18 protein-coding genes are annotated in these 15210 nt (G+C 69.7%); 6 read left to right on the forward strand and 12 right to left on the reverse strand.

Features of this window, described 5'->3' with window-relative positions:
• Positions 1–7: 7 nt before the first annotated feature.
• From L324_RS11750 to L324_RS11765, 4 genes are all read right to left on the reverse strand, one after another.
• Positions 8–475: a UCP014422 family protein gene (locus L324_RS11750; RefSeq protein WP_037306348.1), complete on the reverse strand. Its 468-nt coding sequence runs from the start codon at positions 473–475 to the stop codon at positions 8–10.
• Complete coding sequence (locus L324_RS11755; RefSeq protein WP_037306349.1) at positions 476–745, reverse strand: DUF1905 domain-containing protein; 270 nt, start codon at positions 743–745, stop codon at positions 476–478.
• 40 nt (positions 746–785) lie between these two features.
• Entirely contained in the window at positions 786–1292 is a 507-nt protein-coding gene (locus tag L324_RS11760) for a flavodoxin domain-containing protein (RefSeq protein ID WP_037306350.1), read from the reverse strand.
• 90 nt (positions 1293–1382) lie between these two features.
• A complete protein-coding gene (locus tag L324_RS11765) occupies positions 1383–2591 on the reverse strand; it encodes a nitric oxide synthase oxygenase (protein WP_037306351.1) in 1209 nt (402 codons plus the stop codon).
• A 389-nt stretch (positions 2592–2980) separates the two neighbouring features.
• Between L324_RS11765 and L324_RS11770 the strand changes: the two genes are divergently transcribed.
• On the forward strand, positions 2981–3997 hold the full coding sequence (locus L324_RS11770; protein ID WP_037306352.1) for a CobW family GTP-binding protein: 1017 nt from the start codon (positions 2981–2983) through the stop codon (positions 3995–3997).
• Positions 3998–3999: 2 nt separating this feature from the next.
• Here L324_RS11770 and L324_RS11775 read toward each other — a convergent pair whose 3' ends face one another.
• A complete protein-coding gene (locus L324_RS11775; RefSeq protein ID WP_235783496.1) occupies positions 4000–4635 on the reverse strand; it encodes a hypothetical protein in 636 nt (211 codons plus the stop codon).
• A 327-nt stretch (positions 4636–4962) separates the two neighbouring features.
• On the opposite strand from L324_RS11775, the gene L324_RS11780 reads away from it, so the two are divergent.
• Entirely contained in the window at positions 4963–5235 is a 273-nt protein-coding gene (locus tag L324_RS11780) for a hypothetical protein (RefSeq protein ID WP_037306433.1), read from the forward strand.
• A gap of 71 nt (positions 5236–5306) precedes the next feature.
• Here L324_RS11780 and ligD read toward each other — a convergent pair whose 3' ends face one another.
• From ligD to L324_RS11795, 3 genes are read right to left on the reverse strand one after another with little or no spacing between them, the layout of a single operon-like run.
• Positions 5307–6314, reverse strand: coding sequence for a non-homologous end-joining DNA ligase (gene ligD / locus L324_RS11785; protein WP_037306353.1), 1008 nt, complete (start codon positions 6312–6314; stop codon positions 5307–5309).
• Positions 6311–7390 (reverse strand): ATP-dependent DNA ligase, encoded by a 1080-nt coding sequence (locus L324_RS11790; RefSeq protein WP_177342623.1) that lies wholly within the window; start codon positions 7388–7390, stop codon positions 6311–6313. The genes ligD and L324_RS11790 overlap by 4 nt, the downstream gene beginning before the upstream one ends.
• Positions 7391–7440: 50 nt before the next feature.
• Positions 7441–8595, reverse strand: coding sequence for a DUF1015 family protein (locus L324_RS11795; RefSeq protein WP_081736297.1), 1155 nt, complete (start codon positions 8593–8595; stop codon positions 7441–7443).
• Between the two features lie 111 nt (positions 8596–8706).
• Between L324_RS11795 and L324_RS11800 the strand changes: the two genes are divergently transcribed.
• Positions 8707–10227: an MDR family MFS transporter gene (locus tag L324_RS11800; RefSeq protein WP_037306354.1), complete on the forward strand. Its 1521-nt coding sequence runs from the start codon at positions 8707–8709 to the stop codon at positions 10225–10227.
• Between the two features lie 7 nt (positions 10228–10234).
• On the opposite strand, the gene L324_RS11805 is transcribed toward L324_RS11800, so the two are convergent.
• A complete protein-coding gene (locus L324_RS11805; protein ID WP_081736298.1) occupies positions 10235–11125 on the reverse strand; it encodes a TIGR03854 family LLM class F420-dependent oxidoreductase in 891 nt (296 codons plus the stop codon).
• 169 nt (positions 11126–11294) lie between these two features.
• Here L324_RS11805 and L324_RS11810 point away from each other — a divergent pair, with 169 nt between their 5' ends.
• Positions 11295–12041 carry a thioesterase II family protein gene (locus L324_RS11810; RefSeq protein ID WP_201769652.1) on the forward strand — a complete coding sequence of 249 codons (747 nt, stop codon included), beginning with the start codon at positions 11295–11297 and terminating at the stop codon, positions 12039–12041.
• Positions 12042–12048: 7 nt separating this feature from the next.
• Here the strand turns inward: L324_RS11810 and L324_RS11815 are convergent, their stop codons facing one another.
• On the reverse strand, positions 12049–12480 hold the full coding sequence (locus L324_RS11815; protein ID WP_037306357.1) for a DUF6292 family protein: 432 nt from the start codon (positions 12478–12480) through the stop codon (positions 12049–12051).
• Between the two features lie 100 nt (positions 12481–12580).
• Positions 12581–13024: a MarR family winged helix-turn-helix transcriptional regulator gene (locus L324_RS11820; protein WP_037306438.1), complete on the reverse strand. Its 444-nt coding sequence runs from the start codon at positions 13022–13024 to the stop codon at positions 12581–12583.
• 115 nt (positions 13025–13139) lie between these two features.
• Between L324_RS11820 and L324_RS11825 the strand changes: the two genes are divergently transcribed.
• A complete protein-coding gene (locus L324_RS11825) occupies positions 13140–13532 on the forward strand; it encodes a DUF5313 domain-containing protein (RefSeq protein ID WP_037306358.1) in 393 nt (130 codons plus the stop codon).
• A gap of 25 nt (positions 13533–13557) precedes the next feature.
• Complete coding sequence (locus L324_RS11830; RefSeq protein WP_037306359.1) at positions 13558–14493, forward strand: pseudouridine synthase; 936 nt, start codon at positions 13558–13560, stop codon at positions 14491–14493.
• 7 nt (positions 14494–14500) lie between these two features.
• On the opposite strand, the gene L324_RS11835 is transcribed toward L324_RS11830, so the two are convergent.
• Positions 14501–15106 carry a hypothetical protein gene (locus tag L324_RS11835; RefSeq protein ID WP_037306360.1) on the reverse strand — a complete coding sequence of 202 codons (606 nt, stop codon included), beginning with the start codon at positions 15104–15106 and terminating at the stop codon, positions 14501–14503.
• Positions 15107–15210 lie beyond the last annotated feature (104 nt).

A 15210-nucleotide genomic window follows, 5' to 3' on the forward strand; every position in this document is an offset into this window, starting at 1 on the left:
GCCTACCTCACTTCGGCGGCCGCAGCCGCGGGGAGAGCTTGGTGAGCGCCAATTCCTCCAGCCGACTGGAGATTTCCGCGAGTCCGGCGTCGAACCGGTCCAGGTCCACGCCACGCTCGGACAGGTCGTCACGGACGTGCTTCTCGACCTTCGCCCAGTCGTTGCGATACCGGGTGGCGAGTTCCTTCCACGGCACGCCCGCCAGCTCGGCGGCGAGGGCGCTGTCGTAGGCGAGCAGGCCGCGCACCATCAGGTACGCGATGCCCGGATAGCCGAGATAGCCCTGCCAGTACGACCCGTTGTCGTTGGCCGTGATCGATCCCGCGGCCGGATCGTGGCGCACGTCGTACGTCTTCGCCTTGTCCGAAGACGTCACGCGCGCCGTGTCACCGTCGACCTCGACCCGCCCGTCGGCGACCGCGCCGAGCGCCTCGTAGATCTTGATGACCGGCGACGGCTTCCACTCCGCGGCCACTCAGCCCTCCAGCCGTTCGAGCAGGACGACGTCCACGGTGTCGCCCTCCTCCTTGCCGATCGCCTTGCGCACTTCGGCCTTCACCGGGAGTTTGTGGGTACCGTCGCCCAGCGCCATGAACGAGCTCCGGAACGGATGCCCGTCGATGGTCCCGCGGACCTTGACCAGGCCCTTGGTGCCGAAGAATTCGGCGGAGCCGGGCATGACCACGTATGTCCAGCCGCCCTTTTCCGGGCTCTTGAGCAGCGTCGCGGTGAACCTTTTGTCCATAAAGGCACCCTACGACAGGGCACCGACGAAACCGCGGGTTTCAGAGGGTGACGCGGATGCGCACCCGGTGGCCGACGTCGCGCGCCCAGGACCGGATCAGCGCCCAGTCGCGGAAGTCGCCGGCCCACGGGCCCGCGGCCATGATCTTCCAGAACAGGCCCTTCGCGGTGGCCGGGGTGAGCCTGCCGCCGAAGGTGGCGGTGCGTTCGGCGTCGATCCGCGCGGCGAGCAGGGCGACCCCGGCTGGCAGGCTGATGTGTTTGCCCGCGGCGAGCGGTCCGCAGGGACCGCTGTGGAACAGCCAGACCGGGCGGTTCCGGAGCGCCTCCTCGTGCTCGGCGAGCAGGCGTACCGCCTCCGGCCGCCAGCGCCGCCGGTACAGCGCGCTCCCGACGATCACCGCGCCGTACGCTTCGACGTCGTCGACCTCGGCGGCGTCCAGCAGCTCGGCCGTCAGGCCGGCCTCCCGCAGTTCGGCGGCGATCACCTCGGCGATCTCCCTTGTCCCGCCGGACTTCCCGGCATGGGCGACGAGTACTGCGGTCATGCCCCCATTGTCCGCGCGGCCGCAACCCGTACCGCCGTCCGGCCCATCGACACGCCGCATTCGGTTCACCCCTTCACCCGTCGGGGGCGTTCACCCAGGGGGCAGGAACGCCGGTCTCAAGGCCGGATCGGGTTCGTCGTAGTAGCGGTGGAACACCGCGGTCTGCCCGCCGGACAAGGGCGGGACGATCCAGCTCCACTCCGCCTGGCAGCGGCGGCCCGCGCGTTCCTCCTTGGCGATATGTGTGAGGAACCGCCGCGATTCGGTGTGATGGTCGGCGACGGTCACGCCCGCCGCGTCGAAGGAGTGCTGGACCGCCAGCGTCAGCTCGACCAGCGCGCGGTCACGCCACAGGGTCCGTTCCGACACCGTCGACAGGCCCATCAAGTCCGCGATCACCGGCAGCAGGTCGTAGCGGTCGGTGTCGGCGAGGTTGCGCGCGCCGACCTCGGTGGCGAGGTACCAGCCGTTGAACGGCGCAGCGGGGTAGGTGATCCCGCCGATCTCCAGGCGCATGTTGCTGATCGCCGGCACCGCGTGCCAGCGCAGCCCGAGCCCGGCGAACCACCGGTGGTCGGGATGCGACAGCGGGACCTCCAGCACCGCGTCCGGCGGCAGCCGGAACAGGCGCCGCTCCCCCGCCTCGGACTCGATGAGCAGCGGGAGCACGTCGAAGGAGCCCTTGCGCTCGGGCGGGCGCCACCCGTGTTCCTGCACGGACTCGGTGAAGTCGGCGTAGCGCGGATCGCCGAGCACCGAACCGTCGCTGAGCCGGTAGCCGGCGTACCGGATGAGCTGGTCGTTGTGGATCTTCGGACCGGGCCCGGCCGGGCCGTCCGGCGCGAACACGGTGATGGTCGAGCGGATCCGGCCGCCCCTGGTCGCCTCGCGCAGATGGGAGACGCATTCTTCGGCGATGGCGTCCGCGCCGGTGACGTCACGGCGGTCACGCACCTTCAATCCGTGCCAGTACAGCCTGCCGATGCACCGCGCGGAGTTCCGCCAGGCCACCCGTGCGCCGAACTCCACCTCGGCCGTGGTGTGCCGGTAGGTCCCGGTCTCCTCGATCTCGGCGCGGACCCGGTCGAGCCGCTCGCCCAGCCGCGTTCCCCCGTCGTCCGTTTCGGCGTGGAAGAGCCGGAGGAAGTCCTCCGCCTCGGCCACGTCCACGCTCCGTCCCCGCGGGGCCACCTCCCGCGGCAAGCGGGGGATATCCGTCACCCGCATGGACGCCGTCGATACTTCGGCTTCCCACTCTCCGAATTCGACGCCGGTGCCGGCGGCGGGAACGATCACCATTCCTCCTGCGCTTCGGAAATGCCCGGAGGATCATGCCTGATCGGCGAGATGGCCGGGTCCGGACCAGACGGAAGACGATACCCCACAGAAACACGGACACGATCCACCAAATGGCAGAAGCTCCATGCGGGACAACGTTTTCCCAGCTAGATCGTGCGCTGACGACAATATTTGGAATTGCTTTGAACTTCGCGGAAGATTCACCGAATTGCGCCCGGTGAAATGATCACCCTTTTCCAAGGTCTCTTTTGTGATCGTTCCACACGATAGCATTGATCACTCTTTCGAGTGCATTTCCCCGTTCGGACTTCTGTTCTTTCGCCAGACCGGTGTATTGACCCGCGGCCGCCGTCGCTAGAGTGCGGGGAACTCCGGCGGAAAGGAAGCACGTGGTCGACAGGCGGATCCCGGTCATCCTGATCGCGGGCTTCCTCGGTTCCGGGAAGACCACCTTGCTCAACCATCTGCTGGCCAACCGCCAGGGCGCGCGGATCGGCGTCGTGGTCAACGACTTCGGCAGCATCGCGGTGGACGCGATGGCCGTCTCCGGCCAGGTCGACACGATGATGTCGTTCGGCAACGGCTGCCTGTGCTGCGCCGTCGACGCCAGCGGCCTCGACGCCATGCTCGCCAAGCTTTCCGAGGCCGAGGCGGGCATCGACGTCATCGTGATCGAAGCCAGCGGGCTCGCCGAACCGCGCGACCTGATCCGCCTGATGATCGCCAGCGAGAACCCCGCCATCGCCTACGGTGGCCTGGTCGAACTCGTCGACGTGGCGGAGTTCGAGGCCACCAGGCGGCGCCATCCGGAACTGGACGAGCACCTCGGCTTCGCCGACCTGGTCGTGCTCAACAAGACCGACCGGGCAGGCGAGGACGCCTTGGCCAAGCTGCGCGGCACGATCGACGAGATCGCGCCCGGCACGCCGGTGATCGCGACCTCCCACGGCCGGATCGACCCCACGCTCTTCTTCGACGCCCGGCCGCGCGAGCGGGTGGGCCAGCTGTCGTTCGACGACCTCCGCGAGGAGGAGCACGACCACGAGCACCACTTCCACACCGCGTACGACAGCGTCTCCTTCACCGCCGAGCGGCCGCTGGACCCGCGACGGCTGATGGACTTCCTCGAACAACGGCCGGGCGGGCTCTACCGGATCAAGGGTTTCCTCGACTTCGGCCCGAACGGCCCGCGGTCGCGGTTCGGCCTGCACACGGTGGGCTCGTTCATCCAGGTGGAACGGTCGGCGTGGCCGTCCGGCCGCCCGCGCCGGAGCGAACTGGTGCTGATCGGTTCGGGGATCGACACCGAGGCCGTCACCGCGCGCCTCGAAGAGTGCGTCGCGGACGAGCCCGACGTCGTCGACGAGCGCGGCATGCTCCGTGTCCTGCGGTTCGTCCAGGACTGAGTTCAGCAGCCCGCGCGACGGAGTCGCTCGCGCGCCTCGGTCTCCGACAGTGAGGTGACGGGCTGCCCGACGGCGTGCTGGTACTTGGCGTCACAGGCCCTGGTCCAGACGCCTGCCGCCCACGCCCGCCGGAGTTCGTCTTCGCTGAACTCCCGGCCACGCGCACGGACATACGCGTCGAGGAACCGCTGCGTGTCTTCGATAGTGGCCAGCGCGTCGGCGCTGACGGTCGAATACAGCGCGGCGGCGAAACCGGCCAGGACGGCTTCGCTTTCCACGATCACGCTGTCCCAGTCATGCACCACCAGCAGCTTGTCGCCGTTCCAGCGCAGGTTGCCGGCGAGCCAGTCGCAGTGGCCGATCACGGCGTCGGACCCGCCTGCGCGCAGCCGGTCACGGGCACGGCGCCCGGCGTCGTCGATCCACTCCGCGCCGGGCACCTCGTCGAGGTCGACCTCTGAGTCCTCCGGACGCGGCCACAGTCCGTCCCCGTCGTGGTTCCAGGCCGCCCACGACGGCACCGGGTCGAGCGTGGGCACCTCGTCCGGCCGCGGAGCCAGCCGGATCAGCTCCGCGAACGCCCCGGCGAAGGCCACGGCCGCGTGCTCCGCGCTCGGGAGCACCGCCCCGCCGGGCACGTAGGCCTCCGCGGTGGCGACGTCGTCTCCAGCCGCAGCCCGATGACGGCGGACAGGAACCCGGATCTGAACAACTCCTCCGACGGCGGGCTGCCCAGATGCTCCACGCACCACCGGGCGAGGCGGCCAGGATCGACGGCACGCGTGCGACGTGACATCGGAGCATCCTCACACGCACCGGCGGTGTCCCGCATGGAAAAGGAAAAGAAGAAGCCGTGGCCGCCACGCCGAAAGGGACCGAAATACCGGGAATCGCGGCGTGTTCCATTGACACTGGAATACGGAAGGAATCTCGAGCTGGACCACCTGTATCGGGAGGACAGTTCCATGACGAACACCGCCGGACGCTGGTATCTGGTCGGCGCGCTGCCGGAGGACTCCCCCGCCGCGCATCTGATGACCCGCTCCGAAGATCTCCGCTATCGGCGTTCCGCCTGCGGGGACAAGGAATCCCGCCGGTGGACGCCGGTGGACCTCACCGGCACCGACGTCGTTCCGTGCCCGCGGTGTGCCGCGACCCTGCCGGGCCACCGGTCCACCCGCAAGACCGAACGCGCCACCACCACTACTACGCAACTGGCCTTCGACCTCCCGCTCTGACACCCCGCCGGAAGCCCGCGTTTCGTCCTCTGGATGCGGTAGTTGCACGCGCAAGTACCGCATCCAGAGGACTAAATGCTTTCTTTCTTCGCCCGGCTCGGCGCGACCCGGGGTGGTTCGTTGGGCATCTTCGGGTAGACGGGCGGCCATGGCGCGTCCATGAGGCCGTTCTCCATATCCCTCCGGGACATTTCCAGCAGCGGCTCGATCGACTGCGGTTTCGTTTCCGCCCAAGGGTCCCCGCGTTCGGCGAGCCGAGCGGGCACAGTGGACAGCGTGAGCTTGTCCGGCTCGACGGTCTCCAGTTCGTCCCAGCCGATCGGCGTCGACACCTGCCCGCCGACCCGCGGCCGCACGCACCACGCGCCGAACACCGTCTTGTGCGGCGCGTTCTGGTTGAAGTCGACGAACACCCGGGAACCGCGCTCTTCCTTCCACCACTGCGCCGTCATCTCCTCCGGATGGCGGCGCTCCAGCTCGCGGGCGAGCGCGACGGCGGCGGCGCGGACCTCGTAACCGTCCCATTTCGGTTCCAGCGGCACGTAGAGATGCAGACCGCGCGAGCCCGACGTCTTCAGCTGCGCGGTGATGCCCAGTTCCGCCAGCAACGCCTTCGTCAGGACGGCGCCACGGCGCAGTTCGGGGAAACCGATCCCGGGCGACGGATCGAGGTCGACGCGCAACTGGTCGCTGATGTCCGGCGCGTCGGCCCGGTTCGGCCACACGTGGAAACCGAGGCAGCCCTGGTTCACCGCCCAGATGACATGCGCGAGATCCTTCGCGACGAGCGCGTCCGATGTGGTCCCGTTCGGCGTGGACACCACGGTCGTGGTCAGCCACTCCGGCGCGTTCTTCGGGACCCGCTTCTGGAACCACGACTTCCCGCCCGCGCCGTCGGGATAGCGCTCCAGCAGCAGCGGCCGCCCGCCCAGCTGGGCCAGCAGCGGCACGGACACCGCGCGGTAGTACTCGACGAGGTCCAATTTGGTCTCGCCGTTCTCCGGGAAGTAGACCTTGCCCGGATTGGACACCGTGAATTCGACGCCGTCGAGATCCAGCGTGACCGGTTCCGCCTTCATGTTTCCCCCAGCTCGGTGAACATCGTGGCCAGCTCGGCGGGCGGGACCTCTTCGAGCTGCGCGTAGGTGCAGGAGGCCGGGTCGCGGTCAGGGCGGAAGCGCACGAGCCTGCCGCCGTGGCGGAACCGCGTGCCCTCGACGTGCTCGTAGCGGACCTCGGCGACCCATTCGATACGGACCGGCTCCCAGCTCAGATCCTTTTGCGGCGCCCAGCGGCTGCCCGCGCCGGGCATCCGGCCACCCGCCTCCTCGTGGGCCTCGACCCACTCGCGCCAGGGATGGTGCTCCAGCGCGTTCTCCCGCAGCGGCGCGAGTTCGTCCACCAGCTCACGGCGCCTCGCGGCGGTGAAACTGCTGGCGACACCCACGTGATGCAGGACGCCTTCGTCGTTGTAGAGCCCGAGCAGCAGCGACCCGACGCCGACACCGTCCTTGTGCCACCGGAACCCGGCGACGACGCAGTCCGCGGTCCGCTGGTGCTTGACCTTCCACATCACCCGCTTGTCCTGTTCGTACGGCGCGTCGGCGGGTTTGGCCATCACGCCGTCGAACCCCGCGCCCTCGAAGCGGGTGAACCAGTCCTGGGCGACGTCGGGATCTTCGGAGAGCGGGGTCAGGTGGACACGGGCGAACTTCGTGTCGACGACGCTTTCGAGCAGTTTCCGCCGCTCCCCGAACGGCTCCGGCGTGAGATCGCGGTCGTCGAGGGCGAGCAGGTCGAACACCACGAAACTGGCCGGTGTCTCCGCGGCCAGTTTGGCCACCCTGGACGCCGCCGGGTGCAACCGCAGCTGCAGCGCCTCGAAATCGAGTCCGCCCTCGGTGACCAGCACGATCTCGCCGTCGACGACACAGCGTTCGGGCAGCGCGTCCTTGAGCAGGTCGACCAGTTCGGGGAAGTACCTCGTCAGTGGCCGGTCGTTGCGGGAGCCCAGCACGACCTCGTCGCCGTCGCGGAAGACCACGCAGCGGAAGCCGTCCCATTTCGGCTCGTACAGCAGCCCCGGCGTGCGCGGCAGTTCGTGCACGGCCTTGGCCAGCATCGGCTTCACGGGCGGCATCACGGGCAGTTCCACGAGGCGATCCTAGGCCGGGCCACCGACAAAAGCTCCCGGAACGACCGGGGTCAGAGCTCGGCCAGCAGGAGACCGCTGCGTGGTTTCGGCGTGAAATAGGTGGCCTTCCTCGGCATTCGCAGCCCGGCCGCGTGCACGGCGAGCACCTCCGCGTACGGGACCGGCGCCAGCAGCAGCACCGCGTCCGCGTCTTCGGGCACCGGGGCGCCCGGCAGCAACGGCCGCACGGCCGGTCCGTCCGGATCGACGCCGAGCGCGCCGCGGAGCAGCTCCTGCTCGACGACGGCGTGGTCGCCACCCGCCTTGCCGAGCAGCACGCGGAACGCCGATGCCCCCGCCAGCACGGTCACCTCACCGGCTTCGGACGGCGGTTCCGGCGGGCCGGGGTGGACGTCGAATCCCGCCTCCGTCCACCGACGGACCAGCGTGGCCGCGTCGAGACCGGTGCCGGCGAGGACCCGGTGGATGGGCCCGATCCGCAGCCCCGGTCCTCCGGTGACCAGCGCCAGCAGCGCGCCGCGCCCCGACGCCGCTGCGGCCGCGACCCGGTGGTTGCCGTCCGCGACCAGGAGATCCAGCTCCTCCAGCGCCGCCAGCAGTTCGTCCTGATCGTCGCCGGGACCGGTGAGCCACAGTTCGTGTTTCCGGCCCGCACCGTCCACGGTGGACAGCTCGGGGACGTGGCCGCGGCAGAGCCGTTCGATCAGCGCGGTCAGCTCGCGGCCACCGGTCGCGGGGACCAGCATGGCGGCGCTCGTGGCGACGCCGAGTCCGGCGAGCATCGCGGCGCGCTCCGCGACGACGTCCGGATAGACGTCCTCGGTGTGCCGGACCCGCGTCATCCCATCGGCCCGGACGGCGAGCCGGGTGTCGACCAGGCACAGCACGCCCAGCGCGACGCCGTCCGGCCCGTCGATGCGATACGGCGCGACGACGGAGGCGACCGGGCGGTAGTGGCCTTCCCGGATGCGCCCGAAGGTCGCCCTGGCCTGCGGCAGCGCCGCCTCGATCGACAGGCCGCCCGCCAGCGCGGCCGGGGTCCGCGCCGGATGCTGGACCGCCAGCAGGCTGTCACCGCGGGCCCCGGCGAGCGCGGCGACCACCCGCTCCGGGTCGGCGAACTCGTCGACGTCGGGGCCGGGGACGGTGTCGCGGACAACCCAGCCACGGTCGATCGGGCGGATCCAGGTGCTCATCCGATCCATTTTGCGGGATAGCTCACGGAAAAAATCGATCCCATGACCGGGTGTCTCCATGGAATGCTTACCCATGCGAAGCAGTTGACGCCCTTCATGAGCCCGAGGAGATCGCCACAGATGCCCACCCCGGCCCCGGTCACCGCGAAGGAAGGGGTCGGTTTCCGGTCCGAACGCGGCCCCGTCCTGATCGCCGTGATGCTGTGTTCCGGCCTGATCGCGCTGGACTCGACCATCATCGCGACGGCGGTGCCGTCGGTGGTCGCCGATCTGGGCGGGTTCTCGCAGTTCCCGTGGCTGTTCTCGATCTACCTGCTGACCCAGGCGGTCACCGTGCCGCTGTACGGCAAGTTCGCCGACGTGCTCGGCAGGCGGCCGGTGATGTTCTTCGGGATCGCCGCGTTCCTGCTGGGTTCGGTGCTCTGCGGCGCCGCCTGGAGCATGCCGGTGCTGATCGCCGCCCGCGCGGTGCAGGGCATCGGCGCGGGCGCCATCCAGCCGATCGCGCTGACCATGGTCGGCGACATGTACACCGTCGAGGAACGCGCGCGGGTGCAGGGCTATCTCGCCAGCGTCTGGGCGATCTCGTCGGTGGTCGGGCCGACGCTGGGCGGGGTGTTCGCCGAGTACCTCGACTGGCGCTGGATCTTCTTCATCAACCTGCCGCTGGGCGCGCTGGCGGCGTGGATGCTGTTCCGGAACTTCCGGGAGCGCGTCGAACGCCGGTCCCACCGCATCGACTACCTGGGCGCCACGCTGCTCACCCTCGGCTGCTCGCTGCTGATCCTCGGCCTGCTGGAGGGCGGGGTCGCCTGGGGCTGGGCTTCCGCGCCGAGCCTGGTGATCTTCGCCGCCGCCGTGGTGCTGCTGGTCGCGTTCGTGCTCGTGGAACGCAAGGCCGAGGAACCGGTGCTGCCGCTGTGGATCTTCACCAAGCGGACGTTGATCGGCGGGAACCTGGTCGCCGTCGTGGTCGGCATGCTCCTGATGGGCCTGACCTCGTATCTGCCGACCTACGCCCAGGGCGTGCTCGGCACCGGGGCGCTCGTCGCCGGATTCGCGCTGGCGGCGCTGACCGTCGGCTGGCCGATCTCGGCGTCGCTGGCGGGCCGGGTCTACATGCGGATCGGGTTCCGGGACACCGCGCTGATCGGCAGCGGGATCATCATCGCGGGCGCGGCGATCACGGTGTTCCTGGCGACGGGGACGTCGATCTGGCTGGCGGCCGCGGCCGCGTTCGTCCTCGGGATCGGGCTGGGCCTGGCGTCGAGCCCGACGCTGATCGCCGTGCAGTCGACCATCGGCTGGGAACGCCGCGGCGTCGTCACCGCGACCAACATGTTCAGCCGTTCACTGGGCAGCGCGGTCGGCGTGGCGATGTTCGGCGCGATCGCGAACGCGACCCTGGCGAACCGCTTCGCGAACCCGCCCGCCGGTGTCACGGGCCTGCCCTCCGGCGTCGACGCGACCAGCGTCGTCCTGGAAGGCCACGGTGAGCCCACGCCGACGACGACGTTCGTGCGTGACGCCCTCGCGGACGCCACGCACCACGTCTTCCTGGCGATGCTGGTGGTCGCCGTGCTCAGCGTCGGCGCGCTGCTGCTGATGCCGCGCCGGACCGAGGAACTGAAGTTCGACTAGTCCTTGGCTAGTTCTGCAGCGGGACGGCGTGCTCGAGGAAGTTCTCGACGAACCGCTCGATCGGCTCGGGCCCGGCCGGGTAGAGCACGAATTTGCTGAGCCCGGCGTCGATGTACTCGGCGACCAGGTCGCGGGCGGCGCTCCAGCTGCCCGCGATCAGCCGGGACGGATCGGCGTCGGACCGTGCCGCGACCGAGGCCGCGAGCGCGCCGGGGATCCCGTCCTCGGCGACGAGGAGGCTGATCCCGAAGTGGTCGGCCTCGACCTCGCGCTCCGCTTCGGCGGCCGCCTTCTGGATCGCCTCGCGCCCGGCTCGGGCCTCCTCCGGGGTGAGGAAACTGGCCAGCCAGCCGTCCGCGAGCCTGCCGACGCGCCGCAGCGCGCCCGGCGCCTTCCCGCCGAGCCAGAGGTCGAGCCGCTTGACCGGGCGCATGCCCAGCCCGGCACCCTCGACGCGGAAGAACTCGCCCTCGAAGGTCACTTCCTCCTGTTCCAGCAAGGCCCTGATCAGCCGCAACGACTCGTCGAACACCGCGGCGCGGCGGCCTTGCGGCACCGGGAAGAGCGGCAGTTCCGCGTCGCGTGCGGGCTTCAGGCCGAAGACCGGGAGGACCCTTTTCGGCGCCAGCGCGGCGAGTGAGGCGAGCTGTTTGGCGACCAGCACCGGGTCACGGCCGGGCAGCACCATCACGCCGGTGCCGACCTTCAGTTTCGAGGTGCGGGCGAGCGCGTGCGTCAGCCCGACGACCGGGTCGATCCTGGCCGAGTACACCGCCTCGGGCAGCCAGAGCGAATCGATGCCCGCCCGTTCCAGCAGGTCGACCGCGGCGCCGAACTCCTCCGCCGGCGTTCCGCTCCCCAGCCCGACGCCGAGCCGGATCTTCAGGTCCTCCGCCACACTCGCTCCCTTCCGCCGGGCCCGGACGCGGGCCAGGGTCCAGTGTTCCAGGTGAGGCGGCGGTTTTCGTCCGCCTCGGCGGGTTCGCGGTGGTGGACTCGCCCCGCGGATCCCCCGTACATTCCAGGGGTGTGCGGGCCACTTCCGCATACCGATTGGGGGAATTCCGATGGCAGGGCAGGGTCTATCCGGCTGGACGCGTTGCTTCCACCCGGCACCGGCGGCCGAGATGAGGCTCGTCGCCTTTCCGCACGCCGGCGGATCGGCGAGCGCGTACCGCGCGCTTTCGTCGCTCCTCTCCCCCGCCATCGAGGTGCACTCCGCCCAGTACCCGGGACGCCAGGACCGCCTCGGCGAACCGGTCATCGACGATCTGCACGTCCTCGCCGACCGGCTGGTGGACGTCGTTTCCGCGCTCCCCAAGCCTTTCGCCCTCTTCGGCCACAGCATGGGCGCCATCGTCGCGTTCGAGGTCACCCGGCGGCTCGAAGCACGTGGCCTCGTCCCGGCGGCGCTGTTCGTCTCGGCGCGTCGCGGTCCGGACCTGTACAAGGAGAAGTCGCACCACCTCGCCGACGACACCACGTTCCTCGCCGAGGTCGGCAGGCTCGGTGGTACGGCCGCGATGGTCCTCGACGACCCGGACATCCGCGCACTCGCGTTGCCCGCGCTGCGCGGCGACTACAAGGCCGTCGAGACCTATCGCTACCGGCCCGGTCCCGACGTGTCCTGCCCGGTGGTGGCGCTCGCCGGGGACGCGGACCCGGTCCTGGACGTCCAGGATCTCGAGAACTGGCGCGAGCACACCACGGGCAGCTTCGAGACGGAACTCTTCAAGGGCGGGCACTTCTACCTCGACGACAATCTGGACGCCGTCGCCGCCCGCGTCCTCGGCAAGCTGACCGTCAGTCCCTGACGCCTGATCAGGCCCAGGCGGAGAGTTCCTTGGCCAGCGCGGTCGGTCCGCCCGCGGTGCGCAGCGTCGGCGGGCCGGGCCAGCAGTCCTGGTGATCGCCGGTGCGCAGGGTCTCGGCGAAGCGGGCGACCCGGCGAGGCTGCGGCGCCACCGTCCGGCCGCCGAGATAGCCGACGACGACGTGGTGATCGTCGCCCGTATGCGTCGCCACGGCCGCGGACCAGCCGTGCTCCTCGTGCCACAACAGGTCGACGTCGCGCTCGGGAAAACCGGGAAGCCGCCAGTTCAGCCGCATCCTCGCGGTGACCGGGCCGGTGAGGTCGGCCGTGCACGAATCCATCCGTATCCCCAAGGCCGAAGCCACGTCCTCCAGATACGCGTTCAGCCTGGTCGTCAGATCCAGACCTGCTTCCGAGGGGGCGGGGGTCGAGGTGGTCACGGTCCCTCATCTTCCTGTCATCTTGAGTTGGCGTGACAGGAGTTACCCACCCGGACGCGGCTTCACACCCTCATTTCGTCACACCCCGGTTTCGGTCCGCTCAAGCCGTGGCCTCGATGACCCGGGTCAGCGCTTTGTGCAGCGCCTCCAGCTCCGAGACCTCCATTCCGAGCTTCTCCACGACGCGGTACGGGATCTTCTCCGCCTCCGCCCGCAACGCGCGGCCCGATTCCGTCAGCTCGACGGTCAGCAGCCGCTCGTCCTCGGCGCTGCGCCTGCGGGTGACGTAACCGATCGACTCCAGCCGTTTGAGCAACGGCGACAGCGTCGCGGGTTCGGCGCGCAGGGCGATGCTCAGGTCCTTCACCGCCTGAGGTCCCCGCTCCCACAACGCCAGCATGACCAGGTACTGCGGATGGGTGAGCCCGTGCGGCTCCAGCAGCGGGCGGTAAATGGCGATGACACTGCGCGAAGCCACCGAGAGCGCGAAACACACCTGACGCTCCAGCGCGAGCGGGTCCTCGCCCAGGTCGATCGACTTCATCTCCGGCCCCTCCGAACTCATGCCGCCGATCCTAGCCGTGGTCTCGGCAACACTAATGATTAGCGTACTAACGATTAGTGTACTGTTCCGGTTGTCGAAGGAAGGGAGCCATCCGATGCCCCGCAAGCGCCCGGATCCGATCCGCTGGCTCTGGTACTCACTCGGCGGCAGGCTGCCCGAGCGCTACCACGACTGGATCCTCCACGACGCGACCACCGGAAGCTGGCGCTGGCGGCACGTCGCCCGCAGCACGGTGATGATCGCGCCGCTCTGCGCGGTGTGGCTGCTCCTTCCCGGCCCGCTCACCCTGCGGCTGGCGATCGTGCTGATGGCCGCGCTCGTGGCGTACTTCTACTCGATGGCCTACATGGAGGAGAGCATCGAGCACCGGCTCGCCAAGAACGGCTTCGAGCCGGGCATCGGCCGCCGGACCCGCGCCGAAGCCACCGCGGCCGCCGAAGCCGACGTCACCGAGCGCTATCTGGCCCGCTACCGGGATCAGGCCTGACGAGCCGCGACTACAGTGCGCGGTGATGAGACGCAAGCTCCGCCCGCCGCTCCCGCCCCGCCACGGGCTCGATCCCGCGAGGCTGAAGATGCCCACCGAGGGGCCGTGGACGACGTTGCGGGAGCATCTCGTCGAGCGGCTCCCCCGGGTCGCGCCCGAGCGGATCGAGGAGATGCTCCGCGAGGAGCGCATCGTCGGGCTCGACGGGCCGCTGGGCGTCGACGCGCCGTTCGTCCCGGACTCGTTCATCTGGTTCCACCGCGACCTGCCCGACGAGGTCGAGGTGCCGTTCGAGGTCTCCGTCGTCCATCGCGACGAGCACATCCTGGTCGCCGACAAACCGCATTTCCTCGCGACGATCCCGCGTGGACGGCACATCCTGCAGACCGCGCTGGTCCGCCTCCGCCGCGAACTCGGCCTCCCCACGCTCAGCCCCGCGCATCGGCTCGACCGGGTCACGGCCGGGCTCATCCTGTTCGTGATCACCCCCGAACTCCGCGGCCGTTATCAGACGATGTTCCGGGATCGCCTGGTGCACAAGGAATACGAGGCGATCGCACGCTACGATCCGGCCGTCGTGCTGCCGAGGGAGATCAGCAGCCGCATCGTCAAGGAGCGCGGGGTCATCGCCGCGCAGGAGATCGACGGGCCGCCCAACGCCGAAACCCGCGTCGAACTGATCGAGCACCGCGACGGCCTCGGCCGCTACCACCTGCTCCCCGCGACCGGCCGCACCCATCAGCTCCGGTTGCACATGAGCGGGCTCGGATTGCCGATTCTCGGCGACGACTTCTATCCGGAGCTGACCGAGACCCCGCTCGACGATTTCACCGAACCCCTGCAGCTGCTGGCGAAGGTCCTGGAGTTCACCGATCCGGTCACCAAGGAACGCCGCCGCTTCGAAAGCGGGCGGACCCTCGAAGCGTGGACGGACCTCGACGCGTGGCGCCGAGGTCCGTGACACCGCCTCATTTCCGCCAGAACCTGATCCCGCTCCAGGTCACCTTGACCGGCCCCGCACCGCTGGCCGTGCGGTAGGCACCGAACTTGTCGTAGTAGCTGCCGGCGCTGCTGCTCACGGTCTGCTTCAGCGACCCGTTGATGTACACCTTGTGCGTACTGCCGACCTGATGCACGGTGTTGACCCGCACCGAGGTCCCGACGGTCGCCCCGCTGCCCAGCGTCTCCCCGCCGTGGACGGCGTAGAGCCGCCCGCCGCGTTCGACCGCGAGCATGAAGTACGGCCCGGCTGTCGGCGCGTCGCGGAAGGTCTGTTTCAGGCTGATCCGGGACCCCGCCATGCTGGTGATCCGGAACGAACCCTCGAACTGTCTGGTCCCGCCGGTGTAGGTCGCGTAGCGCCGTTCCGCCCGCTGATCCCCGCTCCCGGTGGAGCAGGTCAAGGCGAAGTCGAGCCCGTCGACGGTGCCGCAGCCTCGTTCCTGGACGGTGAACGACGGGTTCTCCGCCGTCCACGGCCCGGTTCCGACCTGGGCGCTCGCCGGCATCGCCGACGCCACCAGGCCGAGAACGGCCGCCGCGACCACCCCGGTGGTCCGAAGTCGTCTTCGCATCCTGCCTCCTGCGCAGTCAGGGCGGCGGTGGTCCAGACCAGGACCAGGCTGCGACTGTACGAGCACGAACCGTCATCGGACAAGGACCGGGCACGCCGGTGTCC

This window comes from Amycolatopsis orientalis DSM 40040 = KCTC 9412, from assembly GCF_000478275.1.
In the GTDB taxonomy this organism is placed as follows: Bacteria; Actinomycetota; Actinomycetes; order Mycobacteriales; family Pseudonocardiaceae; genus Amycolatopsis; species Amycolatopsis orientalis.